Source organism: Acinetobacter sp. P1332, from assembly GCF_044057475.1.
GTDB classification, from domain to species: domain Bacteria; phylum Pseudomonadota; class Gammaproteobacteria; order Pseudomonadales; family Moraxellaceae; genus Acinetobacter; species Acinetobacter johnsonii.
In genome coordinates this window covers 3171105-3196917 of record NZ_CP171157.1, presented here as the reverse complement: position 1 = coordinate 3196917, position 25813 = coordinate 3171105, and the positions used below count along the sequence as shown (strand labels likewise).

Sequence of the window (25813 nt, the reverse complement as noted above, 5' to 3'; positions counted from 1 at the left end):
ATGTAAATACCTAGTTCTGAGTTGAGTCTTGAGTGTCAATCTGTGCTTGAAGCTGTTGAATTTTGGCTTCGGCACGATCTAAGTTTTGATTAAAAATGCGGGTATCTTGATGCAGATCATCCATTTGCCAACGCGGGGCAAATAGACCACTGTCTTCTTTCAAGGCATCTTCAGCAAAAAACAAATGACTTTGTAAGGCCTGTTTGATGTGTTTTGGTGCCAGCTGAATTTTAGCCAATTCATGCGCCAAACTTGGGCCAATCCATGGGCTTAAATGCGCAGCCAAGTCAGGCTCAGCGTGTTGCATAATCCGTTGAATATCCTGTAGAAGGTGATAATCACCTTGGAGCGGGATATTGCCGACATCATCCGCCAGTAATAGCTTGAGCAGCTCAACCACATTGGCCACCGTTAAAGTTGCGGTTGCTGGGGTGTGAGATTGAGCTTGGTCAAAAGGGCGTTGTTCGAAAATGGACGCTGTTTCACTATGCCCTGTAACGGTAGGTTCTAAGCGCACTTTGGCTTGGTCAAAGAACACATCTACAGACAGTTGCGGGGATGCGATCACCACACGTAACATCTTGCCTTGTAGTTCATTGAGCTGGATGCGAGTGATCGCATCCAAATTAATCACATGATGAATTAATCGTTCAATTGCACCGAGTGCCAGAATCGACCACATAATTTGCCCTTAAACGTTTAATTTTAAAGTTTAAAACCACGGTGTACAGCAACGATACCGCCTGTCAGGTTGTGATAGTCACAGTTTTGGAAGCCTGCATTTTCCATCATGCCTTTTAGCGTGCGTTGGTCTGGGTGCATACGAATGGACTCGGCTAAATATTTATAGCTTTCTGAGTCATTGGCAATAATTTTGCCCATGATCGGCAGTGCGGTGAACGAATATAGATCGTACAGTTTTGAAAAAGGCTCAAACACAGGTTTAGAAAACTCTAATACCAGTAGGCGACCACCTGGCTTAAGCACGCGGTACATCGCTGCAAGTGCTGCATCTTTATCGGTCACATTACGTAGACCAAACGAGATCGTGAGTAGGTCAAAGCTGTTGTCTTCAAATGGCTCGAGGGTTTCAGCATTGGCTAATACGAAGTCAACATTGGTACAGCCTGCATCAATTAAACGATCACGCCCCACATTCAACATCGATTCATTAATGTCTGAAAGTACCACATGACCTGTAGGGCCAACTTCGCGGCTAAACACTTTAGCCAAGTCGCCTGTCCCGCCAGCAATATCTAGCACGTGTTGACCACGACGTACCCCTGACATATTGATCGCAAAGCGTTTCCATAGACGGTGAATACCAAAAGACATCAAGTCATTCATAATGTCGTATTTGCTGGCAACCGAGTGGAAAACTTCCGCCACTTTTTGCGCTTTATCTTCGCTGCTCACCGTCTGGTAACCAAAGTGTGTGGTACTGCCGACGTTGCCTGTATTGGCACCGCGAGGAAGATTGTATTTGGGTACAGAACCCGTTACTGGGGTATCAGTCAACTGTTGTTGTAATGATTTTTGCTGACCTTGCGCCGTGCCTTGGGGTAATGGTTCAGTTAAAAATGGACTCACTTTGTCTGTGTTTTGTGCCGACTCTTGAGTAGCGGTAGGCGTTTGATTTTCATTCGACATGGGAGTCACTCCTAACATAGCAATAGGGTAAATGTTGCAGTGCATGCATGATGACAGATTCTAGGACGTTGTACAGTAACCATCATGCAATTGTGCTGAATAATATACAGAAAAACAGCAGAGCAAAGCTGCTGCTGGCTTATTTTTATCAAGTCATTCGTTGAAATTTACTGAAAAGGATACAAATGCCCCGCATGGACTTTATCAATAATTTGACGTTCCACCGCCGTAAAGTCTTTCACAAATTTCTCTGCCGACTTTAGCGGTTTCATGGCCAAAAAGCCATCCTGCATAAATTCATACATGACATTGAAGTTATATTTGTTGGCAGTCCCTTTACACATCTTAAAAGCGGTATAGACCATAAAAGAGCGCATGTATTTATCGAGGTTCTTACCCAATTGATCGAGTAAATATAGCTGTTTCAAGCGTTCTTCGCCTTGTTCTAGTTTTAAGTAGGCTTGGCGCATCAAATCATCGGTTAAGGCTTCAGAGGGATGGTGATCTTTCAGCAATTGCATCGCCACTTGTTCATCAAGTCGAACCGCCAAAATCGCCAACTCAACCCCAGAGGTACCGGTTTTAATGGCATTTTCAGGAATTAATTTCTCCGCTTTGTGCGCATATTTGCTCAAGCGCGCGATTTGTCCTGCCAAAGCGTCAAAATCTGGGCCACCATATAAACGGTTGATAAAATACTCGGCCATCAAGAGGTTCTGTTTTTCTGCGAAAGCACGGTTATGCGTGCGTTGCATCCGTTGTTTTTGCCAGACTTGCACATCTTGTAAACGTTGGAAGAGCACCGAATCTTGATGATAATGCAATTGGTAATACTGTTCTAAAAGCTCATCGAGGGCGGCGAGTTTGGACATTTGCTGTCTCAGTTCTATTTAAAGATAGCTAAATCTTAGTGCGTGATGACGGAACTCGCTATGACAAAGTGACAAAAAAACTATTTATTTGTGGTCAGTTTGATGTAGAAGTAGTCAAAAGATACATATGAAAATCATCTAGACCATCATCTTTTAGGATCTAGTGATTTGATTAAATAGAAAAAAGGAGGGGGCAATGGATACAGAAACGATCGACAGTGCAGTGCTGAACGAAGAACAGCTTTCACTGGACTTAATTGAAGCGCAATATGCGTTGATGAATACCCGTGATCAGAGCAATGCAAAAAGTTTAGTGATTTTGGTCAGTGGAATTGAACTTGCGGGTAAAGGCGAAGCGGTGAAACAGCTGCGCGAATGGGTCGATCCGCGTTTTTTATATGTCAAAGCCGATCCACCGCATCTGTTTAATCTAAAACAGCCTTTTTGGCAGCCCTATACTCGATTTGTACCTGCCGAAGGGCAAATTATGGTGTGGTTTGGTAATTGGTATGGGGACTTGTTGGCTACGGCCATGCATGCTTCAAAGCCTTTGGACGACACTTTGTTTGATGAATACATTAGCAATATGCGGGCTTTTGAACAGGACTTAAAAAACAACAACGTAGATGTCTTAAAAGTTTGGTTCGATTTGTCGTGGAAGTCTTTGCAAAAGCGTCTGGATGATATGGACCCGAGCGAAGTGCATTGGCATAAGTTGCATGGGCTAGACTGGCGCAATAAAAAACAATATGACACCTTACAAAAGCTACGTACGCGCTTCACCGATGACTGGCAAATCATTGATGGTGAAGATGAAGATTTGCGTAATCACAATTTTGCACAAGCGATTTTAACAGCGCTGCGACACTGTCCAGAGCATGAAAAAAAGGCCGCGCTAAAATGGCAGCAAGCACCGATACCAGATATTTTGACTCAGTTTGAAGTCCCTCAAGCTGAGGATGCGAACTATAAAGCAGAATTGAAAAAACTCACCAAACAAGTGGCCGATGCCATCCGCTGTGATGACCGTAAAGTGGTGATCGCTTTTGAAGGTATGGATGCTGCGGGTAAAGGGGGGGCGATTAAGCGCATTGTGAAAAAGCTCGACCCACGAGAATATGAAATTCATACCATTGCCGCACCTGAAAAATATGAGTTACGCCGTCCTTATCTGTGGCGTTTTTGGAGCAAATTGCAGTCGGATGACATCACTATTTTTGATCGGACATGGTATGGACGTGTTTTGGTAGAAAGGATAGAAGGCTTCGCAACCGAGGTTGAGTGGCAACGCGCTTATGCGGAAATCAATCGTTTTGAAAAAAACCTCAGCAACAGCCAAACCGTGCTGATTAAGTTTTGGCTGGCGATAGATAAAGATGAACAAGCGGTGCGTTTTAAAGCCCGCGAAAGTACCCCGCATAAACGCTTTAAAATTACCGAAGAAGATTGGCGCAATCGCGACAAATGGGATGACTATTTAAAGGCAGCCGCGGATATGTTTGCACATACCGATACGGGTTATGCGCCTTGGTATATTATTTCCACCAATGATAAACAACAGGCCCGAATTGAAGTCTTAAGGGCGATTTTAAAACAGCTCAAAGCGGATCGCGACACGGATTAAAAAACTTAAAAAAACGGTCATTTGACCGTTTTTTATAGAGGTAGATTTAGTTCTTTAACTTAAAGGAATTTGGGTCACTGGCGCTGCAACAGGAACACCTTGTTCAGCGGCTTGTTTTAGTTGAATGCCTTTGGCGAGCTTATACGACTCCTCCACATGGGTTTCCGCAATTTTTTTCATCACGACATAACCCAAGCTGGCCGCAATCATTTGTCCACCAAGAGGAATGAATTTAGTGACTTGTTTAGTGATGTATTTGGCTGCCATGTTATTGAGGGATTTCTTCACGGCTGTACGTGCCACCACCAGTCCAGAGAACTCCACGCCACGTTTACGCAGTTCTGACCAATGTATTTGCTTGGTTTCTGGGTCGTAAACACTGACTTGCTCAGGGGTTAGGCCAAAGCGGGCGTTAATTTCGGGAATCAACTGCGACAATATGCCCACATCAATCACCACATCAAGGAAAGGGACTGGAATAACCGCTGCACCTGCGGAAAAATAGGCGCGCTTTTTGACTAAGTCCAAACATTCTTCGCGGATTTTTTCTAAATTTAAAGAGGGATCAATTTTTTCTGGAATGTGCTCTAATTTCATTTTCTAAATCCTAAAATATCCTGATTCACATTGATTCTAGTTTTGCTTAAAGTGCGTATTTTAAAGCAAATTTTAAATAGAAATATGTCATGAAAGTGACATAGACAGAACTAGAAGTATAGTCAATAATCTGTGTACTTTTGTAGATTTTTCATAAGATGGTTATTTGAGAGGAAACATGGCGATACACGTAATACAAAGTCAGCGTATTGATGTTCTGTTGCAGGCCATGCAAAAAACCGTCTTTAAACCAGCCAAAAATGCCTTTCAAGTGTTGCAAGCACAGCACTTTATTGTACCTTCACCTGCGGTTGAGGCCTGGCTAACACAAAAGTTGGCAGAGCAGCAGGGCATCAGTGCCAACACGCAGTTTCATCATCGTATTCGTGGTTTTCAATGGGCGGCTTATCAGTGGGTTTTGGTCGACCAAAAAGATGAAGTCCGTAAAGCCAATATTCCGCGATTGATTATTAAATGGCGTGTCTTTCAAGCCTTAAAAGAATTTATACAAGCCGAGCTGAATCCTTTAGAGGTTGCTCATCCGTTGTATCCGATTATTCAGCGGATCTATGCCAGCGCTGACCGTTTGCAACAAGGCATCGATAAACAGCTCAAAAAGCAAAGCATGCTGTATTGGGTCGCGGAGCAGGTTTCACGGCTGTTTAGTTTTTATATGGATTATCGTGGGCATTGCACCAAAGGCTGTCCACCGCAAAGTTGCCGTTGCCAGACCAATTGGTTACAAGCGTGGGGCAAAAACCAGCCGCTCGATTTGGAGCAGATGTTCTTTAAAACTCAGCAAGAACTCAGTGCTTTTCAACTCAATCAAGCTTATGAATTGGAAGCATGGCAACGTTGGCTCTGGCAAGTGGTGTTCCATGCTGACTTTGAACAAATTCAGCGTATTGATACTGCATTTTGGGGCTTACTCGATCAAGCAGAGACCCGAGACGCTGCACTGAAAAAATTGCCTGCACAGTTGGTGGTATTTACGGTTTTAGATTTACCGCCAAAACAATTGGAGTTTTTGCATCGATTGGGGCAATACCTCGATATCTTTATTTTTCACTATAACCCTTCACAAGAATACTGGGCAGACAGTGTCGATCCCAACTGGAAAGCGCGTTATGACGCACGGGTAAAGCAGCGTTTTATTGAAAAAAATCCAAATGCCAATGATGCAGAGATTCAGCAGTTTTTTGATGAGTTTACCCTCAATTTTAATGCAGAAACCCGAGAGTCTCGCCATCCTTTACTGACCCGATTTGGTAAACAAGCGCGCGACCATTTCTCTTTACTTTCCAACCTTTCTTCAGGTGAAGATGGCGTATGGGCCGATGTCTTTGTCGATGAGTATCCAGAAACGTTACTTGGTAAAATTCAGTCCGATGTCCTGTATTTGGTAGAACCTACGCAGCATCAGTATGCTTTGGCTGAACAAGATGATTCGATACAGATTCATGTCTGTCACTCCAGCCTTAGACAGCTTGAAGTCCTCAAAGATCAACTGACGCATTGGTTGGCTCAGGGCACGGCTGAAGCACCACGACGTCCAAGTGATATTTTAGTGTTGACGCCCAGTTTGACTGAGCTAGAACCTTTTATTCGCAGTGTTTTTGCACCTCCTCCCCATGAGCGTGAGGCTTTGAAAAAGGGCCATCAACTGAGTAAAGACAGTATTTATTTGCCGATTAAGCTAGCTGGCGTGACTCAGCTCGATGTCTTAAATGCATGGCGTGCTGTGTTGGGACGGATGGTCTTGGTACGGGGGCGTTTCAGTATTGAGGACTTTGCCGATTGGCTCAGTTTAAATGCAACGCAGCAACGTTATGGCTTAGACATGAATATGATTGAGCGGATGACTGAGCTGTTGATCAACGCAGGCTTTAAGCGTGGATTGGATGCCGAACATTTAAAACGCAGTTTGGCCGAAGGGGATGAAGATTATCGTTATAGTCTGAAGTTTGCCTTAGATCGTTTGGCTTTAGGCGTCGCTGTACCAGAGCATGTGCTGTTTCATGAGACTTTAAGCTATGCCCAAGTACAGTCGAGTGATTTTGAGCTGATTGGTGTTTTGATAGAAATCTATCAAGATTTTAAACACCGTTCCGAGTGGATGATCGCGCATGAAACCGGACAGCGAACGACTGCGGAAACTTGGCTGAATCGTTTGATGGAAGATATTCGCGAGTTTGAAGCTGCGGGTGTCGAGTCTTTGGCCGCAGTGTATAAGATGGTCAAAAAACAAGAACGTATGCTGACCTTGGCGAGTTTCTATGACGAACACGACCATCATGCACTGCGCAGTTTAAGTTTACCTTTGCCTTATGTATTAGAAGAAGTCCAAAAGACCTTAGAAGCGCAACTGGACTATGCAGAACCCACGGGGCAGATCACGTTTAGTCAAATTGGTCAGATTCGACCTGTGCCATATAAGTTGATCGTGATGTTGGGCTTGGACAGTGGCAAGTTTCCCAACCGTAGTGCGCATTTGCCTTTTGACCTAATGGATTTACTGAAACCACAACTGGGGGATCGTTCCCGTTTGGAAGATGATCAAGGGGCTTTTCTAGATGCGTTGTTGTTGGCACAAGAGAACTTATGGTTATTTTATAATGGCTTTGATATCAACGATGGTGAAGTCCGTGATCCGTCTACAGTGTTGCAAGAACTGATTCAGCATATGGCCTTTATTGTGCAGCCTGACACACAGACCAAGAGTGCCGGTGCAACGGTTGATCAGCATGGTGTGACTGTTCCTGCACAGTTGGCATCGCTGTATCATGTCCATCCTTTATTGCCTTTTGATCCGCGTGGTTTTGAGTCTGAGCACAGTATTCGTTTTCAAGACCAATGGTTTCAAGTCGCGAAACAATTGCAACATGCATCGGGACAACGGAGCAGTTGGGTCAACACGCCTTATCCAAAATTAGAGCAAGACATTCAAGTTCTTGATAGTCAGCAGTGGATTCAGGACATCACTTTCCCTGCACGGTTGTATCTCAAGACTTTAGGCGTGGAAAACTTAAAACCAGAAGAGATTCCTGCAACGCAAGAACCTTTACTTCTCGATGGTTTAGGACGTTATGCCATCCGTCATTTTTTACAACAACATGAAGCAGAAGCGGATGCCAATCTTCTGATGGATCAACTGCCGATTGGTAAAGTTCAAGATGGAGTCTGGCAAATGAGCGTGCTTGAACAGCAGCGCTTGCTGGCGCGTTTACAACGTTATGCACCTGAGGCCACAGCCACGACCCAACAAGTATGGAAGGTGAGTGAGCATTTACAGATCAATGTTACTTTAGCCAAATTTAGTGCTGAAAAATGGGTCAGTGTAGAAGCGTCTAGTGCGCGGGCAAAGCGCCGTGCCAAAGTTTGGTTGGAGTATTTACTGTGGCTGGCTTATGTCAATTTGGGTGAGGGTGGACAGCAATATCAACGCATCGTGGTGTTTAGTGACCGAACCATTTTATGCACTGGTGTGAGTTCAAATCAGGCGCGTGAATGGCTCAAACCTTGGTTGAAAGCATGGGAGTATGCACAAACTCAGCCCTTAGTTTTACCTGCGGCCTTGTTGTTGAAAATTGCAGAGAAAGATAAAACCCATGAATGGCAATTGAATGATCAGGGACAGATGGTGATCGCGGACATGGACGCCATTTATAAAGTGTGGGAAGAAGATGGTCGCTTTAGTGGTTTTTCAATGACTGAAAACGAAGCCAATAAAGCACACCGCGACTGGCAGTTTATTCTACAAGAGCAGGATGCCAAAGCATTACTTGCCCATGCCTGCGAGCAGTTTTCTTATGAACTATATCATCCGATTTTTTTGCATCAGCAAAGCCTTGAGGACTAAGTCATGACAGCACAGTCTCAGGCCACCACATCGAACATGTCTTATCAACCCATTGCCGATATGAGCTTTCAGGGCTTACATTGGATTGAAGCTTCAGCAGGCACAGGCAAAACTTTTACTTTATCCAGTTTGATGGTACGCATTTTTCTCGGGGCCTATTTGCCAAATCAGGTTATTGCGACCACCTTCACCCGTGCTGCTGCTGCGGAACTGAAAAGTCGCGTTCGGGCACGCTTGATTGAAACTTTACGTTATTTTGAAGGTTGTCAAAGTCTGACCGAGCGAGAAATACAGGTCAAAATAGCTGTTGAACAAGATCCGCTTTTTATCAAAGTACTCATAGACTATGCACAGCGGGTCGGTTTTGCCCAAGAGCGTTTGAAGTTGGTGATTGACCAGTTAGATGAGTTATTTGTCGGGACATTGGACAGTTTTAGTCAAAAGTTACTGCGTGAGTTTTCTTTTGAAAGTGGCAAGATTGAGCGTGCGGATATTACCGATGATGCGCAGAGTTATACTCAGCAGCTCATTCATGACGTATTACGTGAGTGGATTCAGGCACAGCCACAGCCTGTGGTGAATTATTTACTGTTAAAACAAAAATTAAAAAACGAACAGGCCTATGTGCCGATTGTTGAAAATAGTTTGAACTTTGCATCGGCACAGTTTCAACAGGTGGAAAAACCTGTGCTTGATTTGACGCAATTTGAGCAGGCCATTGATCAATTTACCGCGCTGGATGTGGCGCAGATTGAACGCTTGAAAGACTATTATGCCCCTGAAGGGCAATACCATGCAGTGCTGGGGAAAAAATGGCGTACCGATGCTTTGATGCAACGCATTCTATGTCAGGATTTACCGGCTTTTTTGACTGCACTGAAAGAGCAGCGGGCTTATGCCTTATTTGCGCCACATTTTGAAAAAACCTTAAAGCACCTGACTGACCTTGCAACGAAAAAAGTCTTAAACAAATGTGCTGTAGATGTGTTGGAACAGTTTGAGCAGCATCCTGTGTGGCGACAGGTCCGCATTTTCTTAGACGCATTGGCAGAGCTAGAGCTCAATTTGGATGTGCTGGATGCGTATTTAAAATATCACTTAAGTTCTGAGGTGAAAAAGCGATTACCACAAGTCTTGCAGCAAAAGAGTGAAACGACTTTTGCCCAGCAAATCCGTACCTTGTCAGAAGCCTTACAGGGCGAACAAGGCCGGCGCTTTGCCCAGTTTGTACAAGCACGCTATCCGCTCATTTTAGTGGATGAGTTTCAAGACACCAACCAAGACCAAGATGATATGTTGGCGCGAATTTGGCGTGATGCACAGCGCTATCATCAAGGTTGTATGATTATGGTCGGTGACCCAAAACAAGCTATTTATGGCTTTCGTGGTGGTGACATGCTGACCTATAACAAGGCACGTTTAGATGTTTTGGCAAAGCAAGGTCGGCAGTATAGTTTGAAATATAATCATCGTTCTGTACAAAAACTGGTACAGGTGGTGGATGCTTTATTTCAACGCCAACAGGACTTTGGTGAGCAGGTCTATTACCAGCCTGTAGAAGCAGGGACTCGACCACATCCCGCTTTGGTCGATGCACAGGGTGAAAACCATGTACCGCTGCGCTGGCTATTACTTGAAGACAAAAAAAATGAAGCTCAACAAGTAGCATGGAAAATTCGTGATTTAATCAACCAATGCATTCAACAGCAACTGTATGTGGCAGATGATTCGCTACAGTTTATAGGGGCAAATGATATCGCGGTGTTGTCGAAAAACCATGATGGCTTGGACAAAGTTCAGTTTGAACTAGAGCGTTTGGGAATTTTGGTCAACCGTCCGTCTAAACGCAGTGTGTTTGAAAGTCAGGTCGCGAAAGATGTCGGTGCGTTATTGACCGCAATGATGCATCCTTTTGATGAAGCCAAAGTTCGCCGTGCGCTTTTGAGCCGGCTGTTGGCGATTGATTTAAAACAGTTACTAGAACTGGAAAAGCAAGCCAACGGTTTGAGCCAGTTTATGGCGGATTTTGATGACATCCGCGACATGTGGATCAATAAAGGCTTTTTAAGTGCATGGCAGTACGCTTTAAACCTTTTTAAAGTGTGGAAAAACTTGGTGGCTTACCAAAGCCGAGACAACGAACGGACTGTGGTTAATCTTCGACATTTGACTGAGTTGTTGAGCCAACATAGTGAGCAGTTCCAAGGCGCGCAGAAACTGTATCATTGGTATCTCAAACAGTTACATTTGCCTGCGGAACGTGAGTGGGAGTTGGAACGCAAACTCTCCAATGCCACAGGCGTACAGCTGATGACTATTCATCAGTCCAAAGGTCTAGAGTTTAAAATTGTGTTCTTGCTGGGTGCCGACAAAGACTTTAAGGAAATGAATAAAACCTTAAATTTTTCAACACTGGAACAGATCAATCCGACGACAGGGCAGAGCGAATTACAGCGCATCGTGGCAGTAAATGATGCCAACCTGTTAGACCCAGCCGCGATTGATCAACACAATGAGCGAGCCGAAGCGGAACAGCATCGCTTATGGTACGTCGCACTGACCCGTGCGAGCCACCGCGTGTATGCCTTGCTGCAAGATCAGGAATATAAATCAAATACGGCATTGGCGTTTTGGCGTGGTCAAGCAGGTAATCTGTTTGAGCATCCTGCCAGTGGTAATGAGGTGCTGCTGACTGAAAAGCCGGTTCGTTTACAGCCAGCCGAGCAGCAAGAGATCATTCAACTGCAAGCTTTGGCCTTTCCTGAACAGCGTTTTTATCCACGTTCCAAAACCAGTTTTAGTGCTTTGGCACAGCATTTGAGTCGTAAAGAGGCAATGGATGCCTTAGCTGTTTTGAGCGAGAAAGTGGGCAGTGCGGATGACGAGATCAATCATCCTGTACTTGAGGATGTGGAACTGAGTCAGCCTTTGGCGTGGATTAAACGGCAGTTTCCAATGGGTACGACTGCGGGAACCTTCCTGCACGAAATTTTCGAGCACATTGATTTCCAGGACTCGCGTGACTGGGGACTGGAAATTCATCGTCGTTTTAAAAATGATAGTCCCTTACTGTGGCAAGAGTTATTGGGCAAATATCAAAACGAGTTTGGACAGGATGATGAAATCCAATTGGTACAGTGGATGCAAGCGTGGTTAGTAGATGTGCTAGAAACGCCTTTGCATGCTGGTTTTCAGTTGAAGCAACTCAAAGCCGATGAACACTTGGCTGAGTTTCCTTTTTATTTGTCATTGTCCGATCATGTGCTCGCGATTAAACGCATACAGGCATTATTTCAAGAATACGGCATTGATCTACTCGACTTAAATGAAGCCAATTCTGCTCGTTATCTGACAGGTTCGATAGACTTGGTTTATTTTGATGGTCAGCGTTATCACATCGCCGATTATAAAAGTAACTTCTTAGGGGCGGATCAGCAGAGCTACAATCATGACGCAATCCAATTGAATATGTCACATGCCAGTTATTGGTTGCAGGCGGGCTTATATTTGGTGGCTTTGCATCGCTATTTAAAAGTGAATTTGCTGGACTATGACATTGAAAAACATCTTGGTCAGGCGAGTTATCTCTATTTGAGAGGGATGAATGGGCAGCCTGATCAAGGGGTTTTAAGTTGGCGTGCTAGCCCAGAGTTTATTTTAAGACTAGATGCGATTTTGGGTTATTTTGCTGAGGATACTTCTACTGAAAATCATGTAGGCAAAACTTCTGAATTAAGTGAAATTAGTCACTCATAAACAAAGAATTAAGCTGTGGATAACTTTGAGGATAACCGTGTGGAAAATGTTCGTAAAGCCAGTATTGATCAGGCTACCGTGGTAGACACATGGTTAACGCGTTGGAGTCAGTTTATTCAGCAGTCGCCACTGAGTAAAACAGGATTCACCGAAGCGCGAAGTGAAGTGATTCAACAGGTCCTTGAAGCCATGCTACGCGGTGAGAGTTGTATCTCGGTTGCAGCTGAAGCCGTCACAGTCTTAGATGATTTGGTCATGGATGAACAGCAGGCACAGCAACAAAAAGCGCCGTTTGTTTACGATCAGCAGCAATTATATCTGTATCGTTATTGGGCTTTAGAGCAGTCCTTGGCCCAGCAAGTAGCACGGTTAAAACTGCAAAATTTAACGCAAGTGGATATTTCAGCTTATGCTCATTTACTAGAAGATCAACACCAAAAACAGGCTTTGGCTATGGTGGCCGAGCAGGCGCTCGCGATCATTACAGGTGGTCCGGGCACAGGGAAAACGTATACCTTGGCGCGTATTATTGCAGTGCTCAAACAAAGTCTGCCTGATATTCGTATTGCGATGGCTGCACCGACAGGTAAGGCGGCGCAGCGGATGAAAGAAGCCCTTCAGAACTCTTTTCAGGATGAAAAGTTACAAGACTTAGTTACCCCAGATTTGAAAAACTTAAACCCTGTGACGCTACATCGCCTTTTGGGGCTTGGGAATACGCAGCAACCGCGTTTTCATAGCAGACAACCTTTACCTTATGATGTGATTGTCGTTGATGAAGCATCCATGCTGGATTTAAATTTGGCACAGATGCTCTTTGCTGCCATGCCGAATCAAGCCCGTTTGATTATATTGGGAGATGCCGATCAGTTGGCTTCGGTCGATGTCGGCTCTGTACTCGCCGATCTACAACAGGTTCCAGCTTTGGCTGAAAATAGAGTCAATTTGGTCAATAGCCGTCGTTTCAAATCAGATGCACGGATTGGAAAGTTGGCACAATTTATTCAACAGCAAACTTGTTTTGACTCAACGACGCATCCTGTCGAAAAACAGAGCGTATTGCATACTTTTCAACAGCAAGTAGTAAATGCCACGACGTTGAAGGCGGTTGAGTTGGATCAGGTCAAGGTCGATTATCTACAACTTGAATTGTTGCCTGAGCAGGCTTTATCTGCAGAGCAGTTACAACATTATTATGATCTGTTGATGCTCGGCTTTCAGGGCTATGTCGAGGCTTTAAAGCAATATCAGCAAAATCCTAATGAGTCTCTCGTACCCAAAGTGATTCATCATTTTGATGATTACCGTATTTTGGCCGCCATACGTCACGGCCATTTCGGCTTAAAACAGCTCAATCTGCAAATCGAGCAGCGCTTATTAGAACAGTCAAAACAAATCAAGCAGGGTGAGTGGTATTTAGGACGTCCTGTGATGATGACCTATAACGACTATCAGTTGGGGGTGTCGAATGGCGATATTGGCCTGTGTTTACAGCGCGTTCAACAAGGGAAGTTGCAGTTTGAAGTGTATTTCCCTAGTCTGAATAAATGGGTCGCCGCGACACGATTACCCAAAAATATTGAAACGGCTTTTGCGCTGACCATTCACAAATCTCAAGGCTCTGAGTTCACCCATACCGCGGTGGTTTTAGATCGGCAGGCTGAAAAATTACTCAGTAAAGAGTTGATTTATACCGCAATTACGCGGGCGAAAAAAGTGGTCAGTTTACTGGTCGATGCCGATGCATTCGTACATGCTATGGTGACTCGAACCACCCGAGATAGTGGTCTATCAAGAAAAATTAATCAACAAATTCAATTGTGAAGATTTAATAAACAAATAGGAGCTTTGTACGAAATGGCTTACAGGGATTCAGGAGATTTGCGCATAGAGCTTTACTGAGGATTTTGAGAAGATGGCTTCACATAAAGAGCTCAACACGGAATGTTGAGTATAATCGCAAAAAGATAATAATAACGTCAGTAGACAGCGAACTTACAGTGAAGTAGGTGAAAGAGGAAACTTACAGCCGCTAAGCCTTGTAGTTTTGGGAGAGACTACAAGGCTTTTTTATCTCTGATAAATTGGCAAAATATGACAAAAAATAGCCATTCATTCCTCGAAGTATAAAATACAGTTTTAGATTAAATATTGAAGAGATACTGTCTCAGTATTGCACAGCTTATGCTTTTTTAAATTTAGCTCTTATGTCTTTAAGTGCTTGTTTTTTTATTTATTAAATTTTTAATACTGCATTTTTTAGAGAGATTTAGGTTGAATAATGGAGAAAATGAGGAGTTTGTGTAAGCAATCGCTTACATGAAGATGAGTGAAATACGACTTTTTTCTTCTGTGTGATGTGGCAAAATCTGTCACATAAGGATGTAAATGATTAAACATGGAATGTTTAATACAAGACGCGGAAAAGCGCATTATTATAATGATAACCAAAACAACAAGAACAAAAATAAAAGAACACTACAGCGCAAAAAAGCCCAAGTTTACTTGGGCTTTTTTTTATGCTCAGACTAAGTCTGTTTCGCTTCGATCGGTTGCAAATAAGGAGCGACGTTGGTGCTTTAAGATTTTGGGACAATGCTTTGAGATTTGATAAAGCGTTTTCGCTAAAGCCGGTAAGTGGGTGCCGACGACAGATTTTCCTGTGGTTAATAGCGATACACTAATATCACGTTCTGGATCGGCCCAGCAGAGAATATTGGAAAACCCGAGATGTCCAAAGGCTTGCCCAGTCATGGGTCCAAATAAGCCGATAGGATTACTCCCTAACATTGGGCCTAAGGCATAACGCATCGGGACTAATAATGTCCGATCTAAACTGACTCCTGACGTGGCCAAGGTCGAGCGAAATACCGTTTGGGCACTCATGATTTGTTTGCCTTGGTATTCGCCACCACTCAAGAGCATTTCAAAGAAACGACCAGCTTGTTCCGCACTGGTATAAATGTTGCCCGCTGGGCAAATCGTGTCCATAAAACGCGCATCATTGGTCACATCGACGGCTAACTGTAAACCACCGCCTAGTACTCGATTAAGATAATGGTCTGTGCCTAAACGTGGATGTAGACCTGTGGCATAGTTTAAAGCGACATCCGCTCGATACTCAGGTTTTAGGCCATAGTTAAAGTAATCTAAGCCCATGGGTTTCTCGATATTTTCGGCAAGAAATTCACGGGCCGTTTGACCTGTTACCCGCTTGATAATTTCCCCTAAAATATAACCTGACGTCACGGCGTGATACGCCAGATGTGTGCCTGAGGCTGAAACGGGTTGTGCCGCATAAAGACGTTCTAAAATTTGATCTTGATTAAACAACAGTTCAGGCGTGATTTTACTGTCAATCCGAGGAATGCCACCACGATGAGCGAGCAAATGGAAAATGGTGGCACGACGTTTACCGTTTACGCCATATTCGGGAATATAGTGGCTAATCGGATCGAGTAAATTCAGATCACCACGTTCATCCAACATATGAATCAGCATGGCTGTAACGATTTTAGAGGCGGAAAATAAGCAAACTGGGGTGTCGGGTGTGCCAATTTTCGCATCTGCCGCTAAACCATCGGCTGAGTTGCCTTGCGCATAACCAATGCTGCGGTTTAACAATATTTGTCCCTGACGACGTAAACAGAGGCTGATGAAAGGGTAGTTTCCTGTTTTATATAGGGACTCTACACTGGCCCAAATGCTTTGAATTTGTGCGTCATTCATGCCACCCAAGGTAGCGGAGACCTCATTCTTAGAACGAATCACGTGGTTGAGGTCATGGGGGACATAACAGGTATTGGCAGATAAAATTTTCACAAATTTCTCTCTATTTTTCGTTTTTATTGGATTTGAGTCTGATACTGAAAATCAGAATTGTCATGATTGTGCATGATTTGTGCAAAGCCGTCAGTTGCTGAATTGACTGCGAACATAAAACATTTTTGCAATATAGCGCTAGATCCCTTAAAATAATGCCTTGCTGTAGTGATGCACGGCAGTCAACTTGGTTTTGAAGAATCAATTTGATTTGTATCAAATGTAACTTATAAGCATCTCGGAGAAATCGAATGGCTTTAACAAACGCAGATCGCGCAGAGATCATTGCTAAATTTGCTCGCGCTGAAAACGACACTGGTTCACCAGAAGTTCAAGTGGCTCTTTTAACTGCTCAAATCAATGATTTACAAGGTCACTTCAAAGAGCACAAACACGACCACCATAGCCGTCGCGGTCTTATCCGTATGGTTAACCAACGTCGTAAGCTTCTTGATTACCTTAAAGGTAAAGACGCTACTCGTTACAGCGACTTGATTGCTGCTTTAGGTTTACGTCGTTAATTCGATTAAACTTTTATTTTCGGACTATCGCATTTTGAATGCTTTATTACTGAAAAAGAAAGTCTACCTTGCTTCTGTGAGGTAATGGGGAAGGGGCGAATGTTTCGCTCCTTCTTTGTGTCTTAAAATCATATTTTTAGTCTCTGGTGAGGTCGGCTTCTAAGCTTTGTCATTTATACAGTTGCCTGAAATGGCGATGTGAATGCCAAACCTTAGGGGTCTCCACTAGAATAAAAATCAGGAAAGAAAAATACATGTCTATGTTTAATATTATTCGTAAAGAATTCCAATATGGTCAACACACGGTTGTTTTAGAAACTGGTCGTGTTGCTCGTCAAGCAAACACTGTTGTGATCACCATGGGTGGTGTACAGGTTCTTGTTGCAATCGTTGCTCAACCAAAAGCAAAAGCAGGCCAAGACTTCTTTCCGTTGACTGTTAACTACCAAGAAAAACAATATGCCGCAGGTCGTATCCCAGGTGGTTACGGTAAGCGTGAAGGTCGTCAGTCTGAAGCTGAAACTTTAATTTCACGTCTTATTGACCGTCCAATCCGCCCATTGTTCCCAGAAGGTTTCTACAACGAAATCCAAGTAACAGCGACTGTTATTTCTTCTGACAAAACCATGGAAGGCGATATCGCTGCAATGTTGGGCGCTTCAGCTGCGATGTCTATTGCTGGTGTTCCATTTGCAGGCCCAATCGCAGGCGCACGTGTTGGTTTAATCAACGGCGAATACATCCTTAACCCAACTTTAGAACAGCTTAAGGAATCTGATCTTGACCTTGTGGTTGCAGGTACTGAAGCTGCTGTATTGATGGTTGAATCTGAAGCGAAAGAGCTTTCTGAAGACCAAATGTTAGGCGCTGTACTTTTCGGTCATGACGAAATGCAAATCGCAATTCAAGCGATTAAAGAATTTGCTGCAGCTGCGGGCGCAGTTGAATCTACTTGGGTTGCGCCAGTTAAAAACGAAGAACTTCTTGGTAAATTGAAAGAAGCATTCGAAGCGAAAATCTCTGAAGCATACACAATTGCTGTTAAGCAAGAGCGTTATGCAGCATTAGATGCGCTTCACGCTGAAGCTGTTGCTCAGTTTGTTCCTGAAGAAGATGAAACTGGTATTGCTGCTGAAGTTGACGAATTATTTGAAGACTTAAAATACCGCACAGTACGTGACAACATCTTGTCTGGGAAGCCACGTATTGATGGTCGTGATACAAAAACTGTACGTGCAATTGACGTTCAAGTTGGCGTGTTAGATCGTGCTCACGGTTCTGCATTGTTCACACGTGGTGAAACACAGGCGTTGGTAACAACAACTTTGGGTAATACCCGTGATGCGTTGATGGTTGATACCCTAGCTGGTACTAAAACTGACAACTTCATGTTGCACTACAACTTCCCAGCGTACTCTGTCGGTGAAACAGGTCGTGAATCTGGTCCTAAGCGTCGTGAAATCGGTCATGGTCGTTTGGCGCGTCGTGGTGTTCAAGCGGTTCTTCCTGCAGCTGACCGCTTCCCGTACGTGATTCGTATCGTATCGGATATTACTGAATCAAACGGTTCATCTTCAATGGCTTCTGTATGTGGTGCTTCATTATCACTTATGGATGCAGGTGTTCCATTGAAAGCGCCAGTTGCAGGTATTGCAATGGGTCTAGTGAAAGAAGGCGAGCGTTTCGCAGTTCTTTCTGACATCTTAGGTGACGAAGATCACTTAGGTGACATGGACTTTAAAGTAGCCGGTTCTGCGAACGGTATTACTGCACTTCAAATGGATATCAAGATTGAAGGTATCACTGAAGAGATCATGGAAGCGGCATTGAACCAAGCGTATGCGGGTCGTATGCATATCTTGAATGAAATGAACCAAGTGATTTCACGTGCTCGTCCTGAAATTTCAATGCATGCGCCGACATTCCAAGTGATCAACATCAACCCTGATAAGATCCGTGATGTAATCGGTAAAGGTGGTGCGACCATCCGTGCCATTACTGAAGAAACCAAAGCTGCTATTGATATTGAAGACAACGGTACTGTTCGTGTATTTGGTGAAACCAAAGCCGCTGCTGCTGCTGCGGTTGCAAAAATCCAAGCACTTACTGCTGAAATTGAGCCGGGTACAATTTACGTCGGTAAAGTCATTCGTATCGTTGAATTCGGTGCGTTTGTAAACATCCTTCCAGGTACTGATGGCTTACTTCACATTTCACAAATCTCGAACGAGCGTATTGCAAACGTGGCAGACGTGTTGAAAGAAGGTCAAGAAATTAAGGTACAAGTTGCGGATGTAGACAACCGTGGTCGTATCAAATTGACGATGAAAGACATCGAACAAGTTTAATCTCTTGTCAATTCACATGGTGTTTGCCATGTGAATTGAGTTGTCTTAGAAAAGCCTTGAGCTTGGCCAATTTAAACTTTGGCTTGCTCAGGGCTTTTTTTATGGCATCATGCTGGCTAAGACAGACAATAATAAATGAGATATGCAAAGCTATTATTTCTATCAACATCCCACCGCGCAGCATACTTATGTGCAGAAACAGCCAATTGCAGAGCAGGAAGCTGAGTTTATTTGGGTGGAGTGTAGCCGTGACGATGTGGTCAATCGGGCAGAACATTGGCAGCAGGACATTTATGCGGCAACGGGACTGTGGATGAATGAATATCATCTGCGCGATATTCTCAATTTAGAACACCCTTGTGCCTTTGACACTTTGGAAGATTATGACTTGCTGATCTTTCGTAAGCTGATCACACCTGATGATCAAATCAAGCTTGATACTCAAGCGGCTGAAAAACATGAACGGGTTTTTGGTCTGGCGACGACCCCGATTAGCTTTATGCTCACGCCGCAAGTTTTGATTACGGTTAGAGAGCAGGGTAATAAAGAAGTTGAAAGCTATATTCAGCGTATGGAAACGGTGTTGAGCCGTCCGATTGAAGAACATAATAAGCCACGAAAATTACCCGCAACGCCTTTAGATTTGACCTTGAGACTGCTCAATAACATGGTGGATGGTTATCTCGATTTACGTGTTCCGCTGACGCGTCGAGTGGAGTTTTGGCAGCAAGAGCTTTTACAAGGGCATCGCCGTTTTACCAAGTGGCATCAACTGTTACAAGAGAATATGGCTTTCCAACAAGTGGAAAATTTGTGCGAAGAACAAATCGAAACTTTGCAGGAATTACGCGATGAAATTGTCGATAACTATTCGCACTTGAAAGGGAAAAAGCGTAGCGAAAAACAAGACATCATGCTAGTACGTGTCGATGATTTAACCAGTCATATTGAACGTATTCAAAAGCATACCATTCGCTTGAGAAATGCAGTGCAAGCAGCTATCGATCTACATTTTTCAGCCATTGCCAATCAAACCAATGAAAACATGCGGATTTTAGCCATTATTACCGCGATTTTTGCGCCGCTAACCTTGTTGACAGGGGTGTATGGTATGAACTTCGAGTTTATTCCGGGGCTGAAGTCTCCAACAGGGTTTTGGATCATGTTGGGCATCATGTTAATGACGACATTGATCTTACTGTATTATTTTTATCGACGTCATTTGGTCGGGCGTGGCGAAAAAAGTGTCATTGATATGTTGGCACAGCAGCATGCGGATCAACATATGAATTTATTTTGGTTCATCGATTATGAGCCGATCAAGCAAACCGTGAAGGGCACCATCAAAGATTTAGAGAAAATCACCAAATTAAAATAATTCGGTGATTTTCCACATAGACCATTAAAGCAAATGGGCTTTAAGGTGTTTCTTTACATGCTGACGCTATCCTTGTTCAATTTATTATTCGGATATGTGGGCGTCGCAGGGAGATTTAATTTAAGAGGTTTTTAACTGGGCTCCTTTTAAAATCCGGTAAAGCTGATCTTTAATGAACAACTTTTTGCGTTTGAGGGGCTCAATCTCTCCACGATGAATCCTGACAGGGTCTTGTTCGAGTAAACAAATTTCCTGATCGAGAGCTTCATGGTCGTCAAACATTTTAGAAAAATGCGGATTGTCTTCTCTAAGCTGTTGAATCATGTCTCGGTATTCAGGAAACATGAGCTTAGTCTTTTTATTACAAACTTTGAGTTTCATGGTTGCCGTCTAATCCTCTTATTCAAAAATAAAAAAAGAAAGAAAGGCATGCGCCAATCTTTCTTTATAGAACTAGTGTTGAGTCGTTTGAACTGGGTCAGTGAGATGTAAATGTTTTACTTCACGACGAAGTTTTTGAACTTCCTCAATCAAATCCAGCATCATTGCGACTGCAGTAAAGCTGGCATCAAAGTCACGTTGTAAGCGATAGGCTCGCCGTGCACGTGAGACATCATCACCAAAAAATTGGTGAATGCGGTTATCGGGTCGGTTAGGCAGAATGTCATATTCCAACAGCTGTAAAACCCATTCAGGACTTTGTCCGCAGGCTTCAGCAAAATGCTTTAAATCAAAGCTATGTTGTTCATCAACAATTTCAGCGTGTCGACATCCGTCTAAAATAATTTCACGATATTGAATAGTCGTCATAATTTTCTCCTTAAGACTGACGCGGCTTAAAGTGAGGGAAGGCTTCAGCAAAGGCTTGGTAGGCTTGCTGTTCTTGCTCACTCTGCGCAGGAGGTTGAACAATGTTTAAAATTAAATATAAATGTCCTGCCGTTTTGGCTGGAATCCCCTGATCTTTTAAACGGAGTTGCTGCCCCGTTTTGGCATTTTTCGGAATTTGAATTTGTAATGTCCGACCATTGGGTAGCGCGGCGGTGATGCTTTGCCCCAAAGCAGCTTCCCAAGGACTGATATTCAGTTGGTGATAGACATCAACTCCTTCAATGCGTGTGGTCTCCGTATCTTTGTAATAAATTTCGATATACAGGTCGCCATTTTCACCACCCTGAATACCTGACTGTCCTTGACCACTTAAGCGAATTTGTTGCCCTTCTTTCATGCCTTTGGGAATTTTAACTTCCAGCGTTTTGCGCTGAATTTCCGCTTCACCATAGGCATTTAAAGTAGGAATTTGTAAGGTAATAGTTTGGGTGGTACCGTGGAACCCAACCTCAAGATCGACCTCTAAACGCGCATGTTGGTCTTCGCCTTTATGGCGAGTGCTATTTTGGCGTTGATATTGATAGTTTGATCCTCCAAAACCTGAACCAAAACGGCCAAATAAGTCTTCAAACCCTGAAAAATCATGTGCCTGTTGCCCGCCTTGGGCGTTCCGAAATGCATCTTCAAAACCGCCAAAGCCTGCATTTGGGTTGAATTGCTGTGAGCCTTGCGGATGATCGAGTTCAAAGTCATATTCAGCTTTTTTTGTTTCATTACTTAAGGTGTCGTAGGCGACATTTAATTCTTGCATCCGTGCCTCAGCATCAGGCTCCTTACTGACATCGGGATGATACTTACGTGCCAATTTTCGATAGGCTTTTTTAATTTGTTCGGCGGTCGCATCTCGCGTTAAACCGAGTATTTCATAATGGTTCTTCGGCATAAATAAGATTAAATAAATTGATTAAGTTTTAATCATTATTCAGCCTTTCAGCAGATTTCAACAGTAAAGATATGTTCCTTATTGTTTCAAAACATAACAAGAAAAAAGCCCCGATGAAAGGGGCTTTGATGGATGAGGAATACTTAATATTTGACCCATGTGATGTTGCGCCCACCGCCATTTTCGGTCGACGTTCCTCGAATTCGTAAGTGCTTACCATTGTTGCTGAGTCGTGCATACGCATCATAACGTAGCCCTGTGAAAGGGTCGAGGAACTGTCCATGGCTATAGGTCGAATCTTTGGCATTGTCTAACTTCAAATGGCTGAGCGTTGTCATGCCGACGATGGGCTGATTTTTATTGACCCCATCACACTTGCTACAGTTTTCTATTTTTACCGCACCTGGAATTTCACGCGTACTTACGATGACTGCTTTATAGCTATTGTTTTTGTCTTTTTCAATCATGACGTCACTGAGAGAGTATCCTGTTTTATCATCGATAGTTTTCCATTTGCCGACCAAGGGATCGGTGGCTGCAAAACTGGAGAAGGCGCATAAACTGCTGAGTACGAAAAGACTGCAAGAAAATTTCATGATGATAAAACCCCAAATGGAAGAGAAAAATAAAGACATATAAAAATTATGGGTTTATTTATAACGAAATTTATGCGGTGTGACCAGTGAAATATCTATGAATAAAAGTGATGAATCATTTGAATTATCTTGCTTTTATGAGAATAAAGGCATAAAAAAAGAGCAGTTCAGCTGCTCTTTTTTTATTGCACATGATGTGCTTAGCTTAAGTGTTCACCAAATAAACCCAAGGCTTCTTCTGCACTAAAGCTGTATTGCGTGTTACAGAACTGGCAGTCCATGGTAATTGGGTTCTGATGTTCTAACGTTTCACGAACGGCTTCGGCGCCAATTTGTTCAAGCGCTTGAGCACAACGTTCTTTCGAACAGGTACAGCCAAATTTCAGTACTTCAACTTCAGGTAAGCGTACTTCTTCTTCGTTGTATAAACGGTAAAGAATTTCACTTGCTTCTAAGTCGGTTAACTCTTCGGTTTTGAGCGTTTCAGTCAACATGGTTAGACGTGGCCATAAGTCTTGATCGACACGTTCTTGTTCTTCTTCACTGTTACGTGGTAACAGCTGAATGAGTAAACCGCCAGCACGTTGGGCTGAACTGGCCAAAACGATACGCGTTGGAATTTGGGCAGACAGGTCATAGTACTGCATTAAACAACCTGCAAGATTTGGCTTGTCTAAAGCCACAATCCCTTGATAACGCTCACCAAATTCAGGCTCAATATTAATAAATAGTACAGGGCTAATGAGGGTGCTCAATACCGTAGTGCTGCTGTCGGCAGCATTAAAGCGTGGATCTGCTTCATAATCCGCCAAGGCACGCACTTCACCAAGGTGATTACATTCAGCCATGGCCCATTTGAAACTACCTGAAGCCTGAATTTGTAAACTAATACGGCCTTTAATTTTTAAAGTACTGGCAAGTAATGCCGTGGCACTGAGCATTTCACCTAACAGCACTTGTACTGCAGGTGCATAATCACGCTGCGCCAAGATGGTTTGTAGGGTTTCTTCTAGATGAACCACTTCACCACGAACAGGACTATCTTCAATATAAAAGCGTTGACGCAAATCAGACATAAATTTCTCCAATATCCTGTCTTAATGGTGACGATATTGTAAAACACAAGTCATTTTACTTCATCCCGTGTGACATCTATTCGGTCATGTTGTAACTCGCGTTGTAGGTCAACGCCGACAGGACTCTGACGGAGCTGCGTATCACTTTCAAATAAGTGTTCTAATTCGGCCAAAGCATTACGATGTGTTTCATAGACCTTCTGTTCGTCGTTATAAATACTTTGCTGCTGTGCGAGCAGTTTTTCATCATAATCGCGAAATAACTCAATGCTCTTATAAGCATCTTGTTCTGCAATGCCTAAATTACGCAGGGCAAAATAAGCCATCCCTAAAGACGATAAATAGGTTTCACGCCAAATATGCTCTACCCCCAAGTCACGCAGCAAATGCACATGATGTCGGTCACGGGCACGGACCAGCAAGTTTAAATCTGGATAATTGAGTCGGATATGGCGTGCCACATTCATCGAGTCTTCAATATCATCAATGGCTAATACAAACACTTTGGCATGTTCGATACCGGCTGCACGCAGGATATCGGGTTGAGTGGCATCACCATAGTAGAGTTTGCCGCCATAGTTACGAACGAAATCGACCTTGTCGATATTGCTGTCAATCGCCGTGAAGGTTTGGTGCTGTAAGTGAACCAGTCGTGCCACAATTTGGCCGACACGGCCAAAGCCAGCAATGATCATCGGGTTATGCTGTTCAGGAATCTCATCATAGACAGGTGTAGCCTCTTTCTCGAATAGAGGCACCACCCACGAACTCATCAGCCAGTATAGAATAGGCGTCAGAATCATCGACAACGTCACGATCAAATTGATCGGCTCTAAAATGGCTTGCGTAATCACGTGTTCACTCATGGCAACATTGAGCACCACAAAAGCAAATTCACCGCCTTGTGCCAAACAGGTTGCCAGCATCAAACTATTGCGCCATGAAAACTCGAAGTAGCGAGCGATGGCTGTTAAGGCCAGTAGTTTGACCAACATCAGCAATAACGCACCGCCAATAATCAGACTTGGGCTTTCCCACAGGAGCGAAACTTGCGTGCTCATCCCGACGGTCATGAAAAATAGACCGAGAAGTAGACCTTTAAATGGTGCAATACTGGCTTCCAGTTCATGACGGAATTCAGAGTCAGCAAGTAACACCCCAGTTAAAAATGCGCCCAAGGTGGTACTGATGCCTAAGACATCCATCAGCGCGACTACGCCTAAGACAATAAACAAACCGACTGCAGTAATCAGTTCATGCGCGCCACTTTTGGCCACAAAGCGGAAAAAAGGGCGCATGAGATAGCGGCTAAATAAAAACAAGCCTGTAAAGGTGGCCACAATTGCTGCAAAGTAGGCCACGCCATGATGGGTTGAGTTTGTTCCCGCAAGCAGGGGGATAATCGCAATCAGCGGAATCGCGGCAATATCTTGAAAGAGTAAAATGGAAAAGGACTGCTGACCAAAAGTGGTATTAAGTTGCTGTTTTTCGCTGAGCAGTTGCAACACAAATGCGGTGGAGGATAGGGCAAGGGCAAAACCAATCACAACACTGGCCGAAATCTGTTGCTGCAGGGCAAAAAAGACGATGCACGCCAGTAGCACGCCACAGAGTGTTACTTGTAAACTGCCCATCACAAAAATGGATTTACGCATTTCCCATAAACGTTGCGGGCGAAGTTCTAGTCCAATAATGAACATCAAGAAAATCACGCCGTATTCAGCGAGTTTATGAATGTCTTCAGGGTCATGGACGACATTTAATACACTGGGGCCGAGTAAGATACCCGTGAATAAATAGCCGAGTACCGTGGCAATCCCCAGCCGTTTTGCCAACGGAACGATCATCAGTGCCGCAGCCAAAAAGAGGGTGATTTGAAGCAGTAGAGACATTGCCCTGTCCTAAATTTTTTTCTTTATGTTGGAAGTTTAAGGGAGAAC

The 25813-nt window shown here is 43.7% G+C and carries 18 protein-coding genes; 7 read left to right on the top strand and 11 right to left on the bottom strand.

The window, feature by feature from the left end; translation table 11 throughout:
- Positions 1-10: 10 nt before the first annotated feature.
- From ACFN7Z_RS15730 to ACFN7Z_RS15720, 3 genes are all read right to left on the bottom strand, one after another.
- On the bottom strand, positions 11-682 hold the full coding sequence (locus ACFN7Z_RS15730; RefSeq protein WP_010325782.1) for an SCP2 domain-containing protein: 672 nt from the start codon (positions 680-682) through the stop codon (positions 11-13).
- 23 nt (positions 683-705) lie between these two features.
- On the bottom strand, positions 706-1650 hold the full coding sequence (gene ubiE, locus ACFN7Z_RS15725) for a bifunctional demethylmenaquinone methyltransferase/2-methoxy-6-polyprenyl-1,4-benzoquinol methylase UbiE (RefSeq protein ID WP_010325783.1): 945 nt from the start codon (positions 1648-1650) through the stop codon (positions 706-708).
- 167 nt (positions 1651-1817) lie between these two features.
- The gene (locus tag ACFN7Z_RS15720) at positions 1818-2522 is read right to left on the bottom strand and encodes an FFLEELY motif protein (RefSeq protein ID WP_004978789.1); all 705 of its coding nucleotides are present in this window, start codon (positions 2520-2522) and stop codon (positions 1818-1820) included.
- Between the two features lie 196 nt (positions 2523-2718).
- Between ACFN7Z_RS15720 and ACFN7Z_RS15715 the strand changes: the two genes are divergently transcribed.
- Positions 2719-4146, top strand: coding sequence for a polyphosphate--AMP phosphotransferase (locus ACFN7Z_RS15715; RefSeq protein WP_010325784.1), 1428 nt, complete (start codon positions 2719-2721; stop codon positions 4144-4146).
- A gap of 54 nt (positions 4147-4200) precedes the next feature.
- Here ACFN7Z_RS15715 and ACFN7Z_RS15710 read toward each other — a convergent pair whose 3' ends face one another.
- Positions 4201-4743: a hypothetical protein gene (locus ACFN7Z_RS15710; protein WP_010325785.1), complete on the bottom strand. Its 543-nt coding sequence runs from the start codon at positions 4741-4743 to the stop codon at positions 4201-4203.
- Between the two features lie 178 nt (positions 4744-4921).
- On the opposite strand from ACFN7Z_RS15710, the gene ACFN7Z_RS15705 reads away from it, so the two are divergent.
- Genes ACFN7Z_RS15705 through recD form a run of 3 tightly spaced genes read left to right on the top strand, consistent with a single transcriptional unit; the run spans position 4922 to position 14182 of the window.
- Positions 4922-8602, top strand: coding sequence for an exodeoxyribonuclease V subunit gamma (locus tag ACFN7Z_RS15705; protein ID WP_010325786.1), 3681 nt, complete (start codon positions 4922-4924; stop codon positions 8600-8602).
- Between the two features lie 3 nt (positions 8603-8605).
- Positions 8606-12358 (top strand): UvrD-helicase domain-containing protein, encoded by a 3753-nt coding sequence (locus ACFN7Z_RS15700; RefSeq protein ID WP_010325787.1) that lies wholly within the window; start codon positions 8606-8608, stop codon positions 12356-12358.
- 39 nt (positions 12359-12397) lie between these two features.
- Positions 12398-14182: an exodeoxyribonuclease V subunit alpha gene (gene recD / locus ACFN7Z_RS15695; protein WP_010325788.1), complete on the top strand. Its 1785-nt coding sequence runs from the start codon at positions 12398-12400 to the stop codon at positions 14180-14182.
- 699 nt (positions 14183-14881) lie between these two features.
- Here the strand turns inward: recD and ACFN7Z_RS15690 are convergent.
- The gene (locus ACFN7Z_RS15690; RefSeq protein ID WP_010325789.1) at positions 14882-16180 is read right to left on the bottom strand and encodes an EstA family serine hydrolase; all 1299 of its coding nucleotides are present in this window, start codon (positions 16178-16180) and stop codon (positions 14882-14884) included.
- Positions 16181-16431: 251 nt separating this feature from the next.
- Here ACFN7Z_RS15690 and rpsO point away from each other — a divergent pair, with 251 nt between their 5' ends.
- The 3 genes from rpsO (at position 16432) to ACFN7Z_RS15675 (ending at position 20427) form a co-directional block, all read left to right on the top strand.
- Complete coding sequence (gene rpsO / locus ACFN7Z_RS15685) at positions 16432-16701, top strand: 30S ribosomal protein S15 (RefSeq protein WP_004692669.1); 270 nt, start codon at positions 16432-16434, stop codon at positions 16699-16701.
- Positions 16702-16961: 260 nt separating this feature from the next.
- Positions 16962-19049, top strand: coding sequence for a polyribonucleotide nucleotidyltransferase (pnp, locus tag ACFN7Z_RS15680; protein WP_171056729.1), 2088 nt, complete (start codon positions 16962-16964; stop codon positions 19047-19049).
- A gap of 142 nt (positions 19050-19191) precedes the next feature.
- On the top strand, positions 19192-20427 hold the full coding sequence (locus ACFN7Z_RS15675) for a magnesium transporter CorA family protein (protein WP_004978806.1): 1236 nt from the start codon (positions 19192-19194) through the stop codon (positions 20425-20427).
- Positions 20428-20547: 120 nt separating this feature from the next.
- On the opposite strand, the gene ACFN7Z_RS15670 is transcribed toward ACFN7Z_RS15675, so the two are convergent.
- From ACFN7Z_RS15670 to ACFN7Z_RS15645, 6 genes are all read right to left on the bottom strand, one after another.
- Positions 20548-20808: a YdcH family protein gene (locus tag ACFN7Z_RS15670; protein WP_004692664.1), complete on the bottom strand. Its 261-nt coding sequence runs from the start codon at positions 20806-20808 to the stop codon at positions 20548-20550.
- Positions 20809-20880: 72 nt separating this feature from the next.
- On the bottom strand, positions 20881-21237 hold the full coding sequence (locus tag ACFN7Z_RS15665) for a chaperone modulator CbpM (protein ID WP_004978810.1): 357 nt from the start codon (positions 21235-21237) through the stop codon (positions 20881-20883).
- Positions 21238-21247: 10 nt separating this feature from the next.
- Complete coding sequence (locus tag ACFN7Z_RS15660; protein WP_010325791.1) at positions 21248-22201, bottom strand: DnaJ C-terminal domain-containing protein; 954 nt, start codon at positions 22199-22201, stop codon at positions 21248-21250.
- A 143-nt stretch (positions 22202-22344) separates the two neighbouring features.
- Positions 22345-22797, bottom strand: a complete 453-nt coding sequence (locus ACFN7Z_RS15655) for a DUF2147 domain-containing protein (protein WP_010325792.1) — start codon at positions 22795-22797, stop codon at positions 22345-22347.
- A 200-nt stretch (positions 22798-22997) separates the two neighbouring features.
- Complete coding sequence (locus tag ACFN7Z_RS15650; RefSeq protein WP_010325793.1) at positions 22998-23873, bottom strand: Hsp33 family molecular chaperone HslO; 876 nt, start codon at positions 23871-23873, stop codon at positions 22998-23000.
- A 50-nt stretch (positions 23874-23923) separates the two neighbouring features.
- Positions 23924-25765 carry a monovalent cation:proton antiporter-2 (CPA2) family protein gene (locus ACFN7Z_RS15645; RefSeq protein WP_010325794.1) on the bottom strand — a complete coding sequence of 614 codons (1842 nt, stop codon included), beginning with the start codon at positions 25763-25765 and terminating at the stop codon, positions 23924-23926.
- Positions 25766-25813: the final 48 nt, after the last annotated feature.

Bases quoted from the DNA above. Each gene is read 5' to 3' on its own strand.
- ACFN7Z_RS15700 (WP_010325787.1), top strand. From the start codon at position 8,606: ATGACAGCACAGTCTCAGGCCACCACATCGAACATGTCTTATCAACCC.
- ACFN7Z_RS15730 (WP_010325782.1), bottom strand. From the start codon at position 682: ATGTGGTCGATTCTGGCACTCGGTGCAATTGAACGATTAATTCATCAT.
- ACFN7Z_RS15655 (WP_010325792.1), bottom strand. From the start codon at position 22,797: ATGAAATTTTCTTGCAGTCTTTTCGTACTCAGCAGTTTATGCGCCTTC.
- ACFN7Z_RS15705 (WP_010325786.1), top strand. From the start codon at position 4,922: ATGGCGATACACGTAATACAAAGTCAGCGTATTGATGTTCTGTTGCAG.
- ACFN7Z_RS15650 (WP_010325793.1), bottom strand. From the start codon at position 23,873: ATGTCTGATTTGCGTCAACGCTTTTATATTGAAGATAGTCCTGTTCGT.
- rpsO (WP_004692669.1), top strand. From the start codon at position 16,432: ATGGCTTTAACAAACGCAGATCGCGCAGAGATCATTGCTAAATTTGCT.
- ACFN7Z_RS15720 (WP_004978789.1), bottom strand. From the start codon at position 2,522: ATGTCCAAACTCGCCGCCCTCGATGAGCTTTTAGAACAGTATTACCAA.
- ubiE (WP_010325783.1), bottom strand. From the start codon at position 1,650: ATGTCGAATGAAAATCAAACGCCTACCGCTACTCAAGAGTCGGCACAA.
- ACFN7Z_RS15675 (WP_004978806.1), top strand. From the start codon at position 19,192: ATGCAAAGCTATTATTTCTATCAACATCCCACCGCGCAGCATACTTAT.
- ACFN7Z_RS15710 (WP_010325785.1), bottom strand. From the start codon at position 4,743: ATGAAATTAGAGCACATTCCAGAAAAAATTGATCCCTCTTTAAATTTA.
- pnp (WP_171056729.1), top strand. From the start codon at position 16,962: ATGTTTAATATTATTCGTAAAGAATTCCAATATGGTCAACACACGGTT.
- ACFN7Z_RS15645 (WP_010325794.1), bottom strand. From the start codon at position 25,765: ATGTCTCTACTGCTTCAAATCACCCTCTTTTTGGCTGCGGCACTGATG.
- ACFN7Z_RS15665 (WP_004978810.1), bottom strand. From the start codon at position 21,237: ATGACGACTATTCAATATCGTGAAATTATTTTAGACGGATGTCGACAC.
- ACFN7Z_RS15660 (WP_010325791.1), bottom strand. From the start codon at position 22,201: ATGCCGAAGAACCATTATGAAATACTCGGTTTAACGCGAGATGCGACC.
- ACFN7Z_RS15715 (WP_010325784.1), top strand. From the start codon at position 2,719: ATGGATACAGAAACGATCGACAGTGCAGTGCTGAACGAAGAACAGCTT.
- ACFN7Z_RS15670 (WP_004692664.1), bottom strand. From the start codon at position 20,808: ATGAAACTCAAAGTTTGTAATAAAAAGACTAAGCTCATGTTTCCTGAA.